Source organism: Pseudomonas yangonensis, assembly GCF_009932725.1.
Taxonomy (GTDB): Bacteria; Pseudomonadota; Gammaproteobacteria; order Pseudomonadales; family Pseudomonadaceae; genus Aquipseudomonas; species Aquipseudomonas yangonensis.
Genome location: NZ_BLJU01000022.1, coordinates 193,054 through 209,945, shown reverse-complemented (window position 1 = coordinate 209,945; position 16,892 = coordinate 193,054). Strand labels below are relative to the sequence as shown.

The following is a 16,892-nucleotide window of genomic DNA, read 5'->3' as shown; positions in this document are numbered from 1 at the left end:
CTCAGAGGCACACCATGAAACTCAGACCCGCTTTCATAATCACCACCCTTGGCTTGCTGCTCAGTGCTGCCAATGCGCTGGCCAGCCCGGGCCACAAGAAAGACAGTATTGGGCAACCGGGAGACGGTCAGGCAGTAGATCGCACCATCGAAGTCCGGATGGGGGACATCTTCTTCGAACCCAAAGCAATGGAGATCAAAGCAGGCGAGACAGTTCGCTTCGTCCTGAAAAATGACGGTGCACTGCTACACGAATTCAATCTTGGCAAAGCGGCATCCCATGCCGCGCACCAGAAAGAGATGGCCGCGATGTTTCAGAACGGCACGCTGTCCCCTACAGGTGCACATGACATGAGCAATATGGGCCATGCCATGGGCGGCATGAAGATGGTCGGTATGGAACACGATGACCCCAACAGTGTTCTTGTCGAACCTGGAGCACGCGAAGAGTTGATCTGGACCTTCTCCGCCGCCACCGAACTGGAGTTCGCCTGCAATATTCCAGGACATTATCAGTCGGGAATGGTCGGTAAGGTGACCGTACGCTGACGTTTATTGATACTCGCCAACTCCGTCCAGTCTGAGACACCTATAGTGATCCGGCCGCCATTGAAACGAGGCTATTGTCATGGACCATACCCATCACACCAGTACCACTGAGCCGCCTTTTTGGAAGAGCAAGATTGGCATTGCGCTGATCATGCTGGCCGTAATCGGCATCTTCTATGTAGCGCGTGAGCATTACGGTCATCTTTCGCAGGCCCTGCCGTACCTCATCCTGCTGCTATGCCCGCTGATGCATCTGTTTGGCCACAATCACGGCGGGCACTCCCACTCCAGCAGCACCGCTGTTTCCAAGGACGAAGAAAGGACATAGATCGCATGCAAAAGACCTCCTGCCATCATGACCAGGATCATTCACATAACTCGCACGCCCACTCCGAGAGCCAGCGCGACCCGGTGTGTGGCATGGAGGTCAAACCTGATGGCCCTTATCGCGGGAGCTTTGAAGGGAAGGCCTATCATTTCTGCAGTGCGAAGTGCCTAGAGAAATTCCAAGCAGATCCTCATCAGTACATGAGCCATCAGTCTCATGGGGAGCATCACCAGCACGCGACTCCAGCACCCACATCGACACCTGTAGGTGCTGAATACACCTGCCCGATGCATCCAGAAATCCGTCAACCGGCTCCCGGAAACTGCCCGATCTGCGGGATGACGCTGGAACCTGTCATCCCGGAGCTGGAAGAGGAGGAAAATCCAGAGCTGAAGGACTTCTCGCTGCGGTTCTGGTGGACCCTACCGTTGACCGTCATCGTGACCGTATTGGCGATGGCCGGCCATTCCTTGCAACTGTTTCATGGCACGACCCAGAACTGGGTCGAGCTGGCTCTGGCGACGCCCGTGACGCTATGGGGTGGCTGGGTATTCTTCACCCGCGGCATTGACTCCATCCGCCACCGCAGCCCCAACATGTGGACCCTGATCGGTTTGGGAACGGCCGCTGCCTACCTCTACAGCGTGGCCGCTACCTTGGTTCCGCAGTGGTTTCCGGCGGCTTTTGCCCAGGACGAACGTATCGGCGTCTATTTTGAAGCAGCCGCGGTGATTATCTCACTCACGCTGTTGGGCCAAATGCTCGAACTCAAGGCCCGCTCGCAGACTTCGGCAGCCATCAAGTCACTGCTGAGGCTGGCACCAAAGACTGCGCGTCGCATCAAGCCCGATGGCCAGGAAGAAGATATTCCGCTGACACATGTCCATCAGGGCGACCACCTACGTGTCCGGCCGGGAGAGAAAGTCCCGGTGGACGGTACGGTTCTAGAGGGGGAGAGCGCCGTCGACGAGTCGATGCTTACCGGAGAACCGTTACCCGTGACCAAGCGGGTAGGGGATGCCCTTATCGGTGCCACCCTGAACACCCACGGCAGCCTGGTGATGGAGGCGCAGAAGGTCGGTGCCGAGACCATGCTGTCGCAGATCGTTCAGATGGTGGCCAGAGCCCAACGTTCCAAGGCCCCCATGCAGCGTATGGCTGATGCGGTGGCAGGGTATTTCGTGGTCGGGGTGATCCTGATCGCGATTCTGACCTTCTTCGGCTGGGGGCTATTAGGGCCGGAATCAGGCTGGGTATTTGGCCTGATCAATGCGGTGGCGGTGCTAATCATTGCGTGTCCCTGCGCTCTGGGTCTGGCAACCCCGATGTCCGTCATGGTTGCGACTGGCAAGGCCGCTAGCAGCGGTGTGTTGTTCCGCGATGCCAGCGCCATCGAAAATCTATGCAAGATCGACACGCTCATCGTCGACAAGACTGGAACCCTGACTGAGGGGCGTCCCGTATTTCATAGTGCGGAAGGGACAGGCGGTTACGACTCCAATGAAGTGCTGCGCCTGGCTGCTAGTCTCGACCAGGGTAGTGAGCACCCGCTGGCTCATGCCATCGTCGATCATGCGCGCGGTCAGGGCATTGCACTGGTCAAACCGGACACTTTCGAATCTGGCTCGGGTATTGGTGTGCGCGGCCAGGTCGATGACCATCAGCTGCAGCTCGGCAACACCGCACTGATGGACGAGGCGGGCGTCGATATTACCCCGCTGCGCAATCGCGCCGAGCAACTGCGTCTGGAAGGCATCAGCATCATCTATTTGGCCGTTGATGGTCGCCTGGCGGGACTCCTGGCCGTTTCCGATCCGATCAAGCCTACTTCTCAACAGGCTGTCTCCAAGCTTCAAAGCGAAGACGTAAAGGTCATCATGGCCACTGGTGATGGCCTCACCACAGCAAGAGCCGTGGCGAAGCAGCTCGGAATCGAGGAAGTGCATGGTGAGGTCAAACCGCAGGATAAGGAGAAACTGGTCGCCGATTTGCAGGGCTATGGCCGTCGTGTCGCCATGGCGGGTGACGGCATCAACGATGCGCCCGCCCTGGCCAGGTCTGACGTAGGTATCGCCATGGGCACCGGTACCGATGTGGCGATGAACAGCGCCCAAGTGACGCTGGTCAAGGGAGATCTGATGGGCATCCTGCGAGCGCGCACCCTGTCAGTGGCAACCGTGAAAAACATGAGGCAGAACCTCGCCTTTGCGTTCCTCTACAACGCGATGGGAATCCCGCTAGCAGCGGGGCTGCTGTACCCGCTGACGGGGCATCTTCTGTCGCCCTTGATTGCTGCGCTGGCGATGAGTGTCAGCTCGGCGTCGGTGGTCTTCAATGCTCTGAGGTTGAAATCAACGGACATCGGATAGGCTTCCATACCACCGACCAGGTGATTATTCAGAAGCGCATCTGACCGGAAAATGCCGTACGGTAGTTTCCGGTCCGACCTATCTGTCGCAACACATAGTGACGAGGTGACGTTCGATGGACTGTTGCCGCTGCGGGTAGGAGACTGGTCGTCGTTAACCCATGAGGACTCTCCGTGGCCCGCATTCGCAGACTGATTATCAGCAACTTCCGATCTATCCAGGCGCTCGACTGGGTGCCGGCCCCAGGAATTAACTGCCTCATAGGTCCTGGCGATAGTGGAAAGTCCAGCATTCTAGATGCGATTGACCTTTGCGTCGGTGCCCGCCGGGGCGGCACGTTCGGCGACATGGACTTCTTCGCTCTGAACGTCGAAACACCCATCACCATCAGTGTGACGCTTGGCGATTTGCCGGTATCGCTGATGGATATCGATGTTTACGGCGAGTTCTTGCGTGGATTCAATCCAGGAACGGGAGAAGTCGAAGACGAACCGCGAGCGGGGCTGGAGACCGTTATCACCTTGCTCCTGCAAGTTGGTGCCGATTTGGAACCTACCTGGACACTTTTTTCTGAGCGTGCGGAGCAGCAGCAACTCGAACGCACTCTTCCCTGGAAGGAACGAGCGGCACTAGCACCCGCCCGTATCGGCAGCTTTGCGAGTTCGAACTTGTCGTGGAGTCGTGGCTCAGTGCTCAATCGACTTACCGATGAGCGCGCCGAGCTTGGTGCTGAACTGGCGCGCGCCGCTAGGCAAGCAAGAGCGAACTTTGGCAATCAAGCAGCCGAACATCTGACCCAGACGCTTGAGGTCGTGCAACGCACAGCACAGCATCTTGGCGTTTCGGTCGGGGCTATGCCTCAGGCGCTCCTTGACGCACATTCTGTGTCGATTGGCGAGGGGGCGATCGCGCTGCACAGTGAAACAGGTATTCCGCTGCGCTCCCTTGGCACGGGCTCGTCACGCTTGCTAGTGGCAGGGCTTCAAAGGGCTGCGGCCAGCGCCGCGCCAATTGCCCTGGTTGATGAGGTGGAATACGGGCTTGAACCTCATCGGCTCATGCGATTCCTGGACTCGCTGGGTGCAAAGGACGCTGCCGCTCCGTTGCAAGTGTTCATGACGACGCACTCGCCGGTCGCGCTGCGCGAGCTGTCCGGCAGCCAGTTATTCGTTGTTCGGTCAGCACCTCAGCGCCACAGTGTTATGCCAGCTGGGGAAGCCAACGAGGTACAAAGTACCCTTCGGAAGGACCCCGAAGCATTCCTCGCCAAATCCATCATCGTTTGCGAGGGGGCCAGCGAGGTTGGCTTCGCGCGTGGCCTTGACCAATGGTGGGTCAGTCTTGGCGCTACCTCATTCCTGGCCCATGGCGGCGCGTATGTGGACGCCGGCGGGGGAAGCCCCGATAACAGTCTTATCCGGGGAACAGCACTTCTGAACTTGGGTTACCGCGTGATGGTTTTTGTAGATGCCGACAAGCCTTCGACCGCGGGGCTCGCTGAAGCATTCTTGGCCGCCGGCGGGCAAATTCTTACATGGCGACCAGGCCTCACGTTGGAGGACGAGATCTTCCGCCATCTCAGTGAGCAAGCACTCGATGCACTTCTGGCGAAAGCCGAAACAATAGTGGGTGCAGAGCTGATGGACGCACACATTCAGACGAAGTCCCAAGGCCGCGTGACGCTGAACGATATCCGAGCCAAGCGACTCGTGGATGGGTACTCACCTGAGAGACGAGAGCTGCTGGGAACCGCATCCCGTATCCGCAACAGCGGCTGGTTCAAGTCGCTGACAACCTATCAGGAGGTTGCAAGGGACATCGTCGGTCCGTCTTTACAGAACGCCGAACCGGGCTTCATGGCAGTCACGAATCAGCTCTGGACGTTTACAAGTGCCCCCTGAGATTGATCTTTTCGCTATCGAGCGTGGCTCCATAACGGCCCCCGCAGGTTGTGGAAAAACGCAATTGATTGCCGAGACGCTCATCGCGCATACGCAGAGCAAGCCCATCCTCGTCTTGACACATACGAACGCCGGCGTTGCGGCCTTACGGGCGCGCCTGAGACGAGCCGGTGTTCCTAACTCCGCATATCGAGTCTCCACCATTGACGGATTCTCGATGCGCCTGATCGCTAAGTTCCCAGCGCGAAGCGGCCATAACCCGCAGATCCTACAGCTGCATCAACCCAATACTGACTATCCGGCAATTCGGGAGGCCGCCATGCAGTTGTTGCAGGCCGGTCACCTCGCTCAGCCCCTTCGCGCCACCTATGCACGGTTGCTTGTCGACGAGTACCAAGACTGCAACGTCGTCCAGCACGCCATCGTGTCTGGTTTGGCCCAGGTGCTTCCGACCTGCGTGCTCGGTGACCCGATGCAAGCCATATTCAGCTTCCGTGGCAATCGACTGGTGCATTGGGCGAATGAGGTGCAACCCCTGTTTCCCGCAGTGGGAGAGTTGAGGATACCGTGGCGCTGGCGGCTGGCTGGAGCTGAGAACCTCGGGCAGTGGCTGCTCGCCATAAGGCAACAACTTCAAGCTGGTCAGCCGGTGGATCTGCGCACGGCTCCAGCAGAAGTGCGTTGGGTGCAGCTAAACGCCGGAACCGAAGTTCAGCAGCGACTGGTGGCCGCGAGAACCGAAGCTCCCAACGCTCAGGGTAGCGTCCTCATCATCGGGGACTCCATCAACGTGCAAGGTCGCCATCAGCTCACGAGCCAGACACCCGGTGCCATGGCCGTAGAAGCCGTCGACCTGAGAGATCTCGTCAACTTCGCCAGGAACTTGGACTTGCAGGGTGCCAATGCTCTGGCACAACTTGTGGAGTTTGCTTCCAGCGTAATGACGGGGGTAGGTGCAGCAAACCTGCGAACGCGCGTGGAGTCGCTGCGTGCAGGAAGGGCCCGAACGCCTCCGACCGCGGCCGAGGCTGCGGCGATCGATTTCCTAGCAGCGCCAACATTGGGGCAAGCGCTCCGTGTGATCGATACGCTCGCTGAGCAGCACGGGGCACGTGTATACCGACCGGAGGTTCTGTACTGCTGCCGGTCTGCAATGCAAGCGGTGGTGGGAGGTGCTGCCGACTTTCTGAGTGCAGCCATTCAAGCGCGAGAGCGCAATAGACACCTTGCCCGACCGATCGCAAGACGCTCTGTAGGCAGCACATTACTTCTCAAGGGGCTGGAGGCGGATGTCTCGGTTGTCCTGCATCCTGAGCTTATGACCCCCCAGAATCTATACGTCGCACTGACGAGGGGCGCAAGGCATGTCGTGGTGTGTTCACCAACCCCCATCCTTACGCCCGTGGTAAACGGCTGATCCTTTTGTAGCGCTTACGGGCTTGACCTTGCCATCGTGTCAAGGTCGATGCTGTCCGTGCGGTAACTTGAGCCGCGGACGAAATGAGGTGAAAGACATGTTTAGTCTGAGTGTTGCGGGGATGGGCTGTGGCAGTTGCGTGAGCAAAATCACGAAGGCCATTCAAGCTCTGGATCAGGATGCACGAGTAGAAGTGGATCGAGCGGCCGGCAAGGTCACCGTTGAGAGCACAGAAAGTGCCGAATCGATCCGCGAACTCATCCAGGAGCTTGGCTATTCGGCCCAGGTCAGCGCTTGAGCGCTGACCTGCTATCCCACTAAATCTCCAGTTCTGAGAGCTCTTTTAGCCCTGGGATACTGGTGACCTCGTTGGTCATACCTTCTGAACCATCTCGGCCGCGAAGCCAGTTTGAGTGATCGCCTGGCTCGCGCATTTCCAGCGTGTCATAGGAGTACCGCTTGCGCTTGAACAGGCTTTTCAATGCAGCGAACTCGTAGCTTTTTTCGTCTTCTATGCCGACGACTTCTCCTGCAAGCCGCTCCCAGTGACCAACGCCGTCGGCCAGCATTGCCTGATAGGTCTCCGGGTCAAGCAAGGCTTGCTGTTTGAAATGAATGATGTGGTGAGTCATAGAAGCGCTCGGAGTGGCCAAAGAGAGAGCGCTAGCCTAAAGGTTCCGGGTCATTCGTGTAATAGCTGGCCGCGCTTTAGCAAACCGTCGTTGACCCACAACTTCAACCAGGTCGCGGCTTGCAAGGGAGCTTGCTCGCCATGCGTGGCGCTCAACGACTCGCAGAGTTCAGCGAACGATCCGCCCTCGATGAGAAACTGCAATGCCGAAGCCTCCGCTGGCTCCAGGCTCCGGTACTGGCAGACGAGTTCATGACGCCAAACAAGACAGGCTAGGTTCGTTGGCAGGCGGGTAACATCAGGCAGCAAGCTGCCGGACTTGGCGGCTTTCCACAACTCCAGCGTGTTGTACTGCAGCTGCAACCACCGGGCAGATGCAGTCAGGGAAACCCTGAGTGAAATCCAGTCTTCAGCCGAAAAATCACTCATGGTCTCCAGCGAAAGCGCTTCGACATCCTGAGCGTCGAAGGCCAGTGTAAAGGCCCATTCCAGTTCCGCGAGTTCGCGCATCGGCGATAGTTGGGGTTCTTCGACGTAGCTGCTAATGAACTCGGGCAGCTTCTCGCCCAGCCAGCGAATGCTGAAATGTCGTGGTGGCCAGGCGGCCAAGTAGGCCAGTGCGAGCTGCTCGAATGATTCGTTGCCGATCCAGTGAAGCAGGGCAGGGAAGTCTTCTCGCAAGACCGCAAGCAGGCGCGAACGGTAAGCGTTGTGGTAGATCTGCAGGCCTTCGAGAGCACTCAGCGCTGTGCTACCTCGGATCTGCTCCAAAAGCTTGTTGGAGGGCAGGGCACTGTCACCTGTCAGGTAAGTTTCAAATGCAGTCTGTAGGGCGATCAGGCTCAAGGGGTGGCCCCCGATATCACAGATTTGGCGATAGCACGGGCATGTGCTAATTCGGACAACAGCTCTTCCAGCGGCGGAAACTGGTCATCCCGCTCGATCAAGGTCGATGTCGGGCCCAAGTAGCTCAAAGTCTTGCTGTAGAGAGACCAAACCGGATCAGCGATGGGCTGGTCATGGGTGTCGATGAGGTACTGCCCGTAATCGCTGTGCCCGGCCAGGTGAATTTGCCGAATCCGCTCGTGCGGCAATTCCATGATGAACTGCCAAGAGTCGAAACCCTGGTTGCGCGAACTGACGTAGACGTTGTTCACGTCGAGAAGCAGCTCGCACCCGGTCAGGTAACTGAGCTCCGAGAGGAACTGAGACTCGCTCATGCTGGATGTTGTCCACTGCACGTAGGAGGAAACGTTCTCCAGCACGATGGGACGTTCCAAAACATCCTGCACCAAGCGCACCCGGGCCGCGACATGCAGCAGGCTCTCCTGGGTAAACGGCAGCGGTAGCAGATCGTGAAGTTGATGGGCGTTGCCTCGACTCCAGCACAGGTGATCAGACACCCACTGAGGCTGCACCCGATCCGCCAGCTGCTTGAGCTGTCGTAGGTAGTCTATGTCCAAGGCATGTGAGCCGCCAATCGAAAGAGATACTCCGTGCATCACCAGGGGGTAGTGCTCGCCGATCGCATCAAGGAAGTAGAGAGCCTTGCCGCCCTCCACCAGGTAATTCTCGGAAATGATCTCGAACCAGTCGACCGCAGGCCGTTCCTCCAGGATCTGCCGGTAATACTCGTTACGAAGGCCAAGACCGAAACCCAGAGTTTTGCGCTTACTCATTCGAGACTCCAGCAGGGGAGTGGCATGCACTCCCCTGAACCGCCTTATTCGCTGGTTTTGCCACCGGCTTCGTCACATTTGGTCTGGGTCATCAACTTGAACCCTTGGCCTTTGCATTCGCCTTGGCCTTTGCAGTCGTTTTTCGCGGTCATGCAGTCGTTCTGCCCTTTGCAACCATTGATCCCGAAGCACTTCACTTCTGCTGCTTTGGTTTCCTGAGCAGCCTGGACGGGCAGGGTGGAGAACAGGCTGGCGGCCACCAGAGCCAAGGCGGCACCGGTAGCTACGTTGGATTTGTTCGACATAGTGGCTATCTCTCTTGATTGTTTGATGGTCGCGATCCGTCGGTGCGAATGAACGAGTTAGCTCAGGCATTGCTACCGATCAGGCCCATGGAATCCGCAAGGCTGCGCGGGCAGGAAGACAGTACCGAGCCTTAAGGAGGGCCTACAAGAAAGAAATAGCAAACTGACAGAACTGTAATGTTCGGCTCAGGTTGCTGACAGGCCCTCTCAGTTAACGTGACATCGAGCCTAAAGCTCGGCCTCTGCAGTTGCAGGGACCACTTAACTTACGAGGAATACCCAAAATGAAATCGATCAAAGCTCTGCTTGTAGTTACTGCTCTGAGCATCTCCAGCTTGGCAATGGCTGAAGGTGGTGCTGACCGAACCTTCGCGCGCATGGAGCAGGCACGCCAGACGTCTCTGGAGGCCTACCGGGTGGCCCAGCAGCAGAAAGTTGAGGCTCCTGTAGCCAGCAGTCCAACCGAGCAAGCAGAGCACACCAACTGCTGAAGTCATCTACCTTACAGAAATGTAATCACCCGGATGGTTGGGATATGGCAGTTTCATACTGCTCATCGTCGGTAAGGCTTGTGCAATGCACCGACGTGGAAAGTTGAGGGGTAAATCCCCGACATTGAAGCAGCCATGAACCCGAGACCGGGCACACCATCACCGGCTCATTTGACGGATTGGACAAAACGGCATGCAAAGCAAAACCACAAGGCGCACCTTCGTCAAAGGCCTGGCAGCCACCGGTATTATCGGCGGACTTGGCCTGTGGCGCACGCCGGTCTGGGCGGTGAACAGCCCCGGCCAGCCCAACGTACTGACTGGTAACGAATTCGACCTATTCATCGGTGAAACCCCGGTGAACATCACCGGCGCAGCGCGCACGGCCATGACCATCAACGGCTCGCTCCCTGGGCCGATTCTTCGTTGGCGCGAAGGCGATACCGTCACATTGCGCGTGCGCAACCGCCTCAAGGAGGACACCTCCATCCATTGGCACGGCATCATCCTGCCGGCGAACATGGATGGTGTTCCTGGCCTGAGCTTCCATGGCATCGCCCCTGACGGCATGTATGAGTACAAGTTCAAGGTCAACCAGAACGGTACCTACTGGTATCACAGTCACTCGGGGCTGCAGGAGCAGGTCGGCGTATACGGCGCGCTGGTCATCGATGCCAAAGAGCCCGAACCCTTCAGTTACGACCGCGACTACGTCGTGCTGCTGAGCGACTGGACCGATGAAAACCCATCTCGGGTTCTGGCCAAGCTGAAGAAGCAATCGGACTACTACAACCAGCACAAGCGAACCGTGGGCGACTTCATCGATGACGTGAGCGAGATGGGGTGGTCCGCTGCGGTAGCCGATCGCAAGATGTGGGCCGAGATGAAGATGAGCCCGACGGATCTCGCTGACGTCAGTGGCTACACCTACACCTACCTGATGAATGGCCAGGCACCTGATGGCAACTGGACCGGCATATTCAAACCAGGCGAAAAGATCCGCCTGCGGTTCATTAATGCCTCGGCTATGACCTATTTCGATGTGCGCATCCCAGGCCTGAAGATGACTGTGGTTGCGGCCGATGGTCTGCACGTCAAACCGGTCAGCGTCGACGAGTTCCGTATCGCCGTGGCCGAGACCTACGACGTGATCATCGAACCAGACAGCGAACAGGCCTATACCGTGTTTGCCCAATCCATGGACCGCACTGGCTATGCGCGCGGCACCCTTGCTGTACAGGAGGGGTTGAGTGCACCAGTACCCAGCCCCGACCCGCGTCCGCTGATTGCCATGGGCGACATGGGTATGGATCACGGCAGCATGGGCGGTATGGATCACGGGAACATGGCCGGAATGGACCACGGCAGTATGGCGGGCATGGATCACAGCCAGATGGCTGGAATGGATCATTCGGGCATGGCAGGCATGGCAGGTGCCATGCAGGCACACCCAGCCTCAGAGACCAACAACCCGCTGGTCGATATGCAAACCATGACACCAACGCATAAGTTGGACGACCCAGGTATTGGTTTGCGAGACAACGGCCGACGCGTCCTCACGTACTCTGACCTGCGCAGCACCTTCCTCGACCCGGATGGTCGCGAACCAAGTCGCACCATCGAGCTGCACCTTACCGGGCACATGGAGAAATTCTCCTGGTCCTTCGATGGCATCAAGTTCTCTGACGCCGAGCCTCTGCGCCTCAAGTACGGCGAGCGTGTTCGCATCACGCTGGTCAACGACACCATGATGGCTCATCCGATCCATCTTCATGGCATGTGGAGCGACCTGGAGGATGCGAACGGCAATTTCCTGGTGCGTAAACACACCATCGACATGCCGCCAGGTTCCAAGCGCAGCTATCGAGTGACTGCCGATGCGTTGGGTCGTTGGGCCTATCACTGCCACCTGTTGCTCCACATGGAAATGGGCATGTTCCGTGAAGTTCGTGTGGATGAGTAAAGGAGATTTCTGATGAGCACTTTTATGAAGCGAAATGCCCTGGCTGGCAGCGCAGTCATGTTCAGCCTATTGGCTGCCCTGCACGCACCGGTTTCGTTGGCAGGTGAGGGGCACAGTGAGCACGAACAACATGCTGCCGAGTCGGCTGTGCCCAAGACCGCCAGTGGCAATCACGCAGATCAGTCGAAGGATAAGGCGGCTGGCCAGCATATGGATCATGGCGCCATGGATCACGGAGACATGAAGCATGACGGCATGAATCACGAAAACATGATGGATAAGCATGGCGGCACCGAAGCCGAAGCAGGTTCGAACCATGACCACTAGGTTTTCACGTCCATCTCTCTTGGCGCTGGCTGTGTCGCTGAGTGCGTTCAGCGGCGGCGTTACTTTGGCTGCGGAAGAAATGGATCATTCGGCAATGGGGCACGGCACCATGTCGATGGACCATAGCCAGATGAGCCACGGCGCTACCAAAGCGCCGATGGAGGGCATGGATCACAGCAAGATGAACCATGGCGCCATGCAAGGGCAGATGGAAGGCATGGATCATTCAAAGATGAACCATGGTTCCACTGAAGCCCCAAGAACCACCAGCCGTACGCCGATTCCCGTTCTGACGGATGCTGATCGCCAAGCGGCTTTCCCACCATTACCTGGCCACAAGGTTCACGATAGCGCCATCAACAGTTTTTTCCTGCTCGATCAGCTCGAATACCAGGACGCAGATGAGGGCAGCACCCTGGCCTGGGATGCGTCGGGCTGGGTAGGCGGTGATATCAACCGGGTCTGGTTCCGCTCTGAAGGCGAGCGTACCAACGGCGTGACCGAGGATGCTGAATTACAGCTGCTGTACGGCCGCTCGATCGGCCCTTGGTGGGATGTCGTCGCGGGCGTTCGCCAGGACTTCAAACCGGAGTCGCCGCAGACTTGGGCCGCCTTCGGTATCCAGGGCATGGCGCTTTACGCCTTTGAGGCCGAAGCCACGGCCTTCGTCGGCGAGAATGGCCAAACTGCTGCCCGACTGGAGGGCGAGTACGACATTCTGCTGACCAACCGGCTGATTCTCCAGCCAACTGCCGAAATGAACTTCTACGGCAAGAACGATCCTGAGCGAGGTGTGGGGTCCGGGTTGGCCAATACCGAGCTCGGTTTACGTCTGCGTTACGAGATTGTCCGGCAGTTTGCCCCCTATATCGGGGTTTCCTGGAGCCGCTCCTATGGCAACACGGCAGACATGGTGCGCGACGAGGGCGGTGATGTAGACGAGGCGCGTTTTGTCGCCGGTATCCGGATGTGGTTTTGAGAACCTGACATGAAAAGAACAATTAAAACTTTGGTGGCGGCCGGCGTGGTCGGTAGCACAGCTGTCCTGGCCGGCGCCTACTTTGGCGTGGTCAACGTGGGGGCCGACGATCCCCATTTTCCTGCAGTGCATGCGTTTCTCACGATGGCCCGTGACCGCTCTATCGAAGTCCGTTCGCGGGACATCGAGGTTCCCAACCTGGATGATCAAGCTCTTATTCGCGCCGGTGCGGGCAACTACAACTCCATGTGTATCGGCTGTCATTTGGCGCCAGGTGTGGCGGAGACCGAGCTAAGCCAATCGCTTTATCCTGCGCCCCCCAACCTCGCCAAGATCGGTGTCGATGGCAATCCGTCAGCAGCGTTCTGGGTGATCAAGCATGGCATCAAGGCAACGGGTATGCCTGCGTGGGGCAAGAGCATGGGAGACGAGTACATCTGGGGCATGGTTGCCTTCCTCAACCAACTGCCGACGATGGATGCCAAGCAATACCAAACACTCGTCGCATCCAGTGGCGGCCATCAGCACGGTGGTGGGGAAACGCAGATGCATAACCATGAAGGACAGCACGGCGACAACAAGCCTGGCCATCATGACAATAGTGGCGGTGGCGATGACCATCATGGATCAGGTGATGCTGGAGAGCCTGGTCATCACGATGCCGCGGCTACGGATAGCGAGGGTGGCTCCGCACCTAAGGCAGGTCACCATTCGGATATGAGTGGCGATGACCACCATGCTGGAGATGAGGCGTCGTCCAACGGAGGTGATCATCACGCCGAGCAGGCTCCGAACGCCTCGCCCAAGACCCACACCCACGCCGATGGCAAAGAGCACGTACATGAAAGCTAAGTATCTGGCCCTGCTGGCCGCTCTCTCCGCCATATCTGCAGTTCAAGCCGCTGAGGCCCTGACGATTGATGTCCATCGTGATGCCAATTGCGGATGTTGCAAAAAATGGATCTCACACCTCGAAGCGAATGGCTTCAAAGTCGTCGACCATGTCGAAAGCAACATGACAGCAGTGAAGCAAAGTCTGGGCGTCGCGCCGCGATTGGCGTCTTGCCACACCGCGGTGATTGACGGCAAGTTCGTCGAAGGTCATGTGCCGGCGGCCCAGGTCATCGAACTCACCAAGCGCGATGATCTCGTGGGCATCGCTGTTCCCGGGATGCCGGCGGGCTCCCCCGGCATGGAAGTCGATGGTGTACAGCATGCCTACCAGGTCATTGGCTTGACCAAGACGGGTGCCGATCAGGTCGTTGCAGAATATCCCACCCAGTAGTACTGCCTGCCCGCACGGCTGCTTGCGTCTAAAGTGGCCGATTCTTTTTCATACATCCTTTAACCGGGTAAGCGGATTAAATGGTTGATCTTACCTTTGCATGAGAGTGAGACAGACCGGCATCTCATCGGATTATCTGGTTGATGCTTCACCTACTGCTGGTGCATGTTTCCTTCGCTAATTCCAGCAAGAACCCCACACGCCTCAACTTCCCGGTCATCGTTGCAACTCGCTCTCAGTGAAACGAGTTGTTTCTCAAGCGCTTGCAGAGCGGTTATCTGCGACCGCACATGAGAGATGTGATCATCGAGCAAGGCGTTGACGGCGGTACAAGGCTGATGAGGGTCGTCCTTATAGCTCTGTAGTTCGTGAATCTCAGCCAGTGACAGGCCCAGGATTCTGCAGCGACGGATGAAGGCCAGCCCCTCACCATGCTTCTCGGTATAGACACGGTAACCGTTGTCCTGCCGATCAGGCGGCGGCAACAAGCCCTGCTGTTCATAGAAGCGGATCGTCTGTGTTTCGACCCCTACCAACTGCGCCAACTGACCAATGCGCATCAGCCTCCTCCCCAACGGATTCTTTACTCTATTGACCTTATAGTAGCTTTATAGTTTTAAGTGGTACCACAACATTGTTCAAGTGGAGTCGTATCATGAGCAAATCCTGTGGTGGCGCCTGTGGCGGTGATGCAACGTCCGCAGCGGATACCGATATACAGGCCTCCTCCGAGGCGCCAGGGAGATGGGTCAGTGTTTATGCCGTGCCGAAGATGGACTGTCCATCAGAAGAACGAATGATTCGCCTAGCCCTGAACGGCTTTGAGGAGATTCGGGCGCTGTCCTTCGACTTGTCGAACCGCCGGCTGAAGGTCGTGCATGACGGCGAGGTCGAGCCCGTCACCTCGAAACTGAAGACCTTGGGGCTAGGCGCCTCGCTTCAGGAAACCGTCGCTGCAAATCCGGAGACCATCAAGGCCGCCGAGTTTTCGGCAGCTTCTGCTAAGCAAGAATCCGGGACCCTGCGCTGGTTGCTCGGCATCAATGCACTTCTGTTCGTGGTGGAAATGACTGCCGGTCTGATCGCCCAGTCCACCGGCCTGATTGGAGAATCCCTGGACAATTTTGCCGATGCGGCGGTGTACGGGCTTGCCCTTTATGCGGTTGGACATAGCGTGAAAATGCAGGTACGTGCCGCGCATCTTGCTGGTGTACTGCAACTGATCTTGGCTGTGGGCGTGCTCGTAGAGGTGGTGAGACGCTTTGTATTCGGTAGTGAGCCTGAATCGCTGGTGATGATGGCTATCGCATTCGTCGCATTGATTGCCAATACCAGTTGTCTGCTGCTCATATCCAAACATCGGGAAGGCGGGGCGCACATGAAGGCAAGCTGGATATTCTCGGCCAACGACGTGGTGATCAACCTGGGGGTCATCACCGCCGGCGCCCTGGTCGCGTGGACCGGTTCCAATTATCCGGATCTGATTATCGGCACCATCGCGGGGGGCATTGTACTTAACGGTGCCAGACGCATTTTGGCGTTGAAGGGTTAAATAATGCTCATTATTGGCAAAAAGCTCTCGCCGTATGCCCTATTGTCCATATCGGGCCTGCTGGCAGCGTCTGATCAGGCTGTAAAGTGGCTGGTGCAGCAATCAATGGCCTATGGCGAGTATGTTTCGGTGACCCCGTTCTTTAACTGGGTGCACCTATGGAACACCGGTGCCGCATTCAGTCTTTTTGCGAATGGTGGAGGCTGGCAGCGCTACTTTTTTATCGGAATCGCGGTAGTGGTCTCGATTTTTCTGATCAAGCTGATCCTTGAAAATCGTCATAAAGGAGAAGCCATCGCTTACAGTCTTATCCTCGGTGGCGCCATGGGCAACCTGATTGACCGGGTCTTTCGCGGCTATGTTGTGGATTCCTTTGATTTCTATTGGCGAGACTGGCATTGGCCGGCCTTCAACCTGGCTGATATTGCAATTGTCCTCGGTGCCTTACTTTTCGTTTCCAGCAGCTTGTTGGGTAAAAAAGCAAACACCAATGCCGAGCCGGATGGATCTGACTGACACCTACGCTTATACAACACCATGACCGAACTTCCCGACAACATCCTTCACCTGCCGCAATACCAAGTACTGGGCTGCAAATCAACCGACGACGAAATGCACTTCCAGGTGGACGGGCCCGATCCCATCGCCTGCGAGGAATGCGGCGTGCAGGGTGAGTTCGTACGGTTCGGCAAGCGTGACGTTCCCTATCGTGATCTGCCCATCCACGGCAAGCGGGTCACTCTCTGGGTGGTCCGCCGCCGATACACCTGCCGGGCCTGCAAGACAACATTCAGGCCCCAGCTACCGGAGATGGTGGACGGATTCCGTATGACACTGCGGCTGCATGAGTACGTGGAGAAGGAATCCTTCAACCACCCCTACACCTTTGTGGCGGCACAGACCGGCCTGGACGAGAAGACGGTGCGCGACATCTTCAACGCCCGCGCCGAGTTCCTGGGGCGCTGGCACCGCTTCGAGACGCCCCGCATCCTGGGCATTGACGAGCTATACCTAAGTAAAAAAGGCGCCCGAGGGCGCCAAGGGCTGTCTCCAAACCAAAGGAGCACTACGAGGGGACAGCAGGACCACGGCGCGAGCGGGCAATCAACCCGCTCGC

Annotated in this window: 19 protein-coding genes and 1 pseudogene; 15 read left to right on the top strand and 5 right to left on the bottom strand. The window is 57.6% G+C overall.

All coding sequences use genetic code 11. From position 1 onward, the window contains the following. Positions 1-14 precede the first annotated feature (14 nt). The 6 genes from GYB81_RS20880 (at position 15) to GYB81_RS20855 (ending at position 6,861) form a co-directional block, all read left to right on the top strand. Complete coding sequence (locus tag GYB81_RS20880) at positions 15-548, top strand: cupredoxin domain-containing protein (RefSeq protein WP_003246762.1); 534 nt, start codon at positions 15-17, stop codon at positions 546-548. 79 nt (positions 549-627) lie between these two features. Then, positions 628-876, top strand: a complete 249-nt coding sequence (locus GYB81_RS20875) for a DUF2933 domain-containing protein (RefSeq protein WP_003246761.1) — start codon at positions 628-630, stop codon at positions 874-876. A 5-nt stretch (positions 877-881) separates the two neighbouring features. Next, entirely contained in the window at positions 882-3,245 is a 2,364-nt protein-coding gene (locus GYB81_RS20870; protein ID WP_161867427.1) for a heavy metal translocating P-type ATPase, read from the top strand. Between the two features lie 173 nt (positions 3,246-3,418). Further along, the gene (locus tag GYB81_RS20865; RefSeq protein ID WP_037051447.1) at positions 3,419-5,146 is read left to right on the top strand and encodes an ATP-dependent nuclease; all 1,728 of its coding nucleotides are present in this window, start codon (positions 3,419-3,421) and stop codon (positions 5,144-5,146) included. Further along, positions 5,136-6,563 carry a UvrD-helicase domain-containing protein gene (locus GYB81_RS20860; protein ID WP_161867428.1) on the top strand — a complete coding sequence of 476 codons (1,428 nt, stop codon included), beginning with the start codon at positions 5,136-5,138 and terminating at the stop codon, positions 6,561-6,563. The genes GYB81_RS20865 and GYB81_RS20860 overlap by 11 nt, the downstream gene beginning before the upstream one ends. A 97-nt stretch (positions 6,564-6,660) precedes the next feature. Continuing rightward, positions 6,661-6,861, top strand: a complete 201-nt coding sequence (locus GYB81_RS20855; RefSeq protein ID WP_003246756.1) for a heavy-metal-associated domain-containing protein — start codon at positions 6,661-6,663, stop codon at positions 6,859-6,861. 19 nt (positions 6,862-6,880) lie between these two features. Here GYB81_RS20855 and GYB81_RS20850 read toward each other — a convergent pair whose 3' ends face one another. The 4 genes from GYB81_RS20850 to bufA2 are packed head-to-tail and all read right to left on the bottom strand — an operon-like array spanning position 6,881 to position 9,178. Further along, positions 6,881-7,195, bottom strand: coding sequence for a hypothetical protein (locus GYB81_RS20850; protein WP_161867429.1), 315 nt, complete (start codon positions 7,193-7,195; stop codon positions 6,881-6,883). A gap of 50 nt (positions 7,196-7,245) precedes the next feature. Continuing rightward, a complete protein-coding gene (locus GYB81_RS20845; RefSeq protein WP_161867430.1) occupies positions 7,246-8,040 on the bottom strand; it encodes an HvfC/BufC N-terminal domain-containing protein in 795 nt (264 codons plus the stop codon). Continuing rightward, a complete protein-coding gene (bufB, locus tag GYB81_RS20840; protein ID WP_126190464.1) occupies positions 8,037-8,873 on the bottom strand; it encodes an MNIO family bufferin maturase in 837 nt (278 codons plus the stop codon). The genes GYB81_RS20845 and bufB overlap by 4 nt, the downstream gene beginning before the upstream one ends. Before the next feature lie 44 nt (positions 8,874-8,917). Then, on the bottom strand, positions 8,918-9,178 hold the full coding sequence (gene bufA2, locus GYB81_RS20835) for a BufA2 family periplasmic bufferin-type metallophore (RefSeq protein ID WP_003460126.1): 261 nt from the start codon (positions 9,176-9,178) through the stop codon (positions 8,918-8,920). A gap of 284 nt (positions 9,179-9,462) precedes the next feature. Here bufA2 and GYB81_RS20830 point away from each other — a divergent pair, with 284 nt between their 5' ends. From GYB81_RS20830 to GYB81_RS20805, 6 genes are all read left to right on the top strand, one after another. Further along, positions 9,463-9,669, top strand: a complete 207-nt coding sequence (locus tag GYB81_RS20830; RefSeq protein ID WP_003139535.1) for a co-regulatory protein PtrA N-terminal domain-containing protein — start codon at positions 9,463-9,465, stop codon at positions 9,667-9,669. Between the two features lie 193 nt (positions 9,670-9,862). Then, positions 9,863-11,632, top strand: a complete 1,770-nt coding sequence (locus tag GYB81_RS20825; RefSeq protein WP_161867431.1) for a copper resistance system multicopper oxidase — start codon at positions 9,863-9,865, stop codon at positions 11,630-11,632. Between the two features lie 12 nt (positions 11,633-11,644). Then, positions 11,645-11,959, top strand: coding sequence for a hypothetical protein (locus tag GYB81_RS20820; protein WP_009686150.1), 315 nt, complete (start codon positions 11,645-11,647; stop codon positions 11,957-11,959). After that, positions 11,949-12,938, top strand: coding sequence for a copper resistance protein B (locus GYB81_RS20815; RefSeq protein WP_126190462.1), 990 nt, complete (start codon positions 11,949-11,951; stop codon positions 12,936-12,938). Before GYB81_RS20820 ends, GYB81_RS20815 begins: the two co-directional genes overlap by 11 nt. 9 nt (positions 12,939-12,947) lie before the next feature. Next, the gene (locus GYB81_RS20810) at positions 12,948-13,790 is read left to right on the top strand and encodes a c-type cytochrome (RefSeq protein WP_003139525.1); all 843 of its coding nucleotides are present in this window, start codon (positions 12,948-12,950) and stop codon (positions 13,788-13,790) included. Next, positions 13,780-14,223 (top strand): DUF411 domain-containing protein, encoded by a 444-nt coding sequence (locus GYB81_RS20805; RefSeq protein ID WP_037051460.1) that lies wholly within the window; start codon positions 13,780-13,782, stop codon positions 14,221-14,223. The genes GYB81_RS20810 and GYB81_RS20805 overlap by 11 nt, the downstream gene beginning before the upstream one ends. A 152-nt stretch (positions 14,224-14,375) precedes the next feature. Here GYB81_RS20805 and cadR read toward each other — a convergent pair whose 3' ends face one another. Next, positions 14,376-14,783, bottom strand: coding sequence for a Cd(II)/Pb(II)-responsive transcriptional regulator (gene cadR, locus GYB81_RS20800; RefSeq protein WP_037051462.1), 408 nt, complete (start codon positions 14,781-14,783; stop codon positions 14,376-14,378). Positions 14,784-14,878: 95 nt separating this feature from the next. Here cadR and GYB81_RS20795 point away from each other — a divergent pair, with 95 nt between their 5' ends. From GYB81_RS20795 to GYB81_RS20785, 3 genes and pseudogenes are all read left to right on the top strand, one after another. After that, positions 14,879-15,775, top strand: a complete 897-nt coding sequence (locus GYB81_RS20795) for a cation efflux transmembrane domain-containing protein (protein WP_004574643.1) — start codon at positions 14,879-14,881, stop codon at positions 15,773-15,775. 3 nt (positions 15,776-15,778) lie between these two features. Then, a complete protein-coding gene (gene lspA, locus GYB81_RS20790) occupies positions 15,779-16,291 on the top strand; it encodes a signal peptidase II (RefSeq protein ID WP_004863699.1) in 513 nt (170 codons plus the stop codon). 21 nt (positions 16,292-16,312) lie between these two features. Further along, positions 16,313-16,798: pseudogene (locus GYB81_RS20785) on the top strand (transposase family protein); the annotation flags it as partial. Positions 16,799-16,892: the final 94 nt, after the last annotated feature.

Coding starts and splice junctions, on each gene's coding strand:
- GYB81_RS20880 (WP_003246762.1), top strand. CDS start 15: ATGAAACTCAGACCCGCTTTCATAATCACCACCCTTGGCTTGCTGCTC.
- GYB81_RS20875 (WP_003246761.1), top strand. CDS start 628: ATGGACCATACCCATCACACCAGTACCACTGAGCCGCCTTTTTGGAAG.
- GYB81_RS20870 (WP_161867427.1), top strand. CDS start 882: ATGCAAAAGACCTCCTGCCATCATGACCAGGATCATTCACATAACTCG.
- GYB81_RS20855 (WP_003246756.1), top strand. CDS start 6,661: ATGTTTAGTCTGAGTGTTGCGGGGATGGGCTGTGGCAGTTGCGTGAGC.
- GYB81_RS20850 (WP_161867429.1), bottom strand. CDS start 7,195: ATGACTCACCACATCATTCATTTCAAACAGCAAGCCTTGCTTGACCCG.
- bufB (WP_126190464.1), bottom strand. CDS start 8,873: ATGAGTAAGCGCAAAACTCTGGGTTTCGGTCTTGGCCTTCGTAACGAG.
- bufA2 (WP_003460126.1), bottom strand. CDS start 9,178: ATGTCGAACAAATCCAACGTAGCTACCGGTGCCGCCTTGGCTCTGGTG.
- GYB81_RS20830 (WP_003139535.1), top strand. CDS start 9,463: ATGAAATCGATCAAAGCTCTGCTTGTAGTTACTGCTCTGAGCATCTCC.
- GYB81_RS20825 (WP_161867431.1), top strand. CDS start 9,863: ATGCAAAGCAAAACCACAAGGCGCACCTTCGTCAAAGGCCTGGCAGCC.
- GYB81_RS20820 (WP_009686150.1), top strand. CDS start 11,645: ATGAGCACTTTTATGAAGCGAAATGCCCTGGCTGGCAGCGCAGTCATG.
- GYB81_RS20815 (WP_126190462.1), top strand. CDS start 11,949: ATGACCACTAGGTTTTCACGTCCATCTCTCTTGGCGCTGGCTGTGTCG.
- GYB81_RS20810 (WP_003139525.1), top strand. CDS start 12,948: ATGAAAAGAACAATTAAAACTTTGGTGGCGGCCGGCGTGGTCGGTAGC.
- GYB81_RS20805 (WP_037051460.1), top strand. CDS start 13,780: ATGAAAGCTAAGTATCTGGCCCTGCTGGCCGCTCTCTCCGCCATATCT.
- cadR (WP_037051462.1), bottom strand. CDS start 14,783: ATGCGCATTGGTCAGTTGGCGCAGTTGGTAGGGGTCGAAACACAGACG.
- GYB81_RS20795 (WP_004574643.1), top strand. CDS start 14,879: ATGAGCAAATCCTGTGGTGGCGCCTGTGGCGGTGATGCAACGTCCGCA.
- lspA (WP_004863699.1), top strand. CDS start 15,779: ATGCTCATTATTGGCAAAAAGCTCTCGCCGTATGCCCTATTGTCCATA.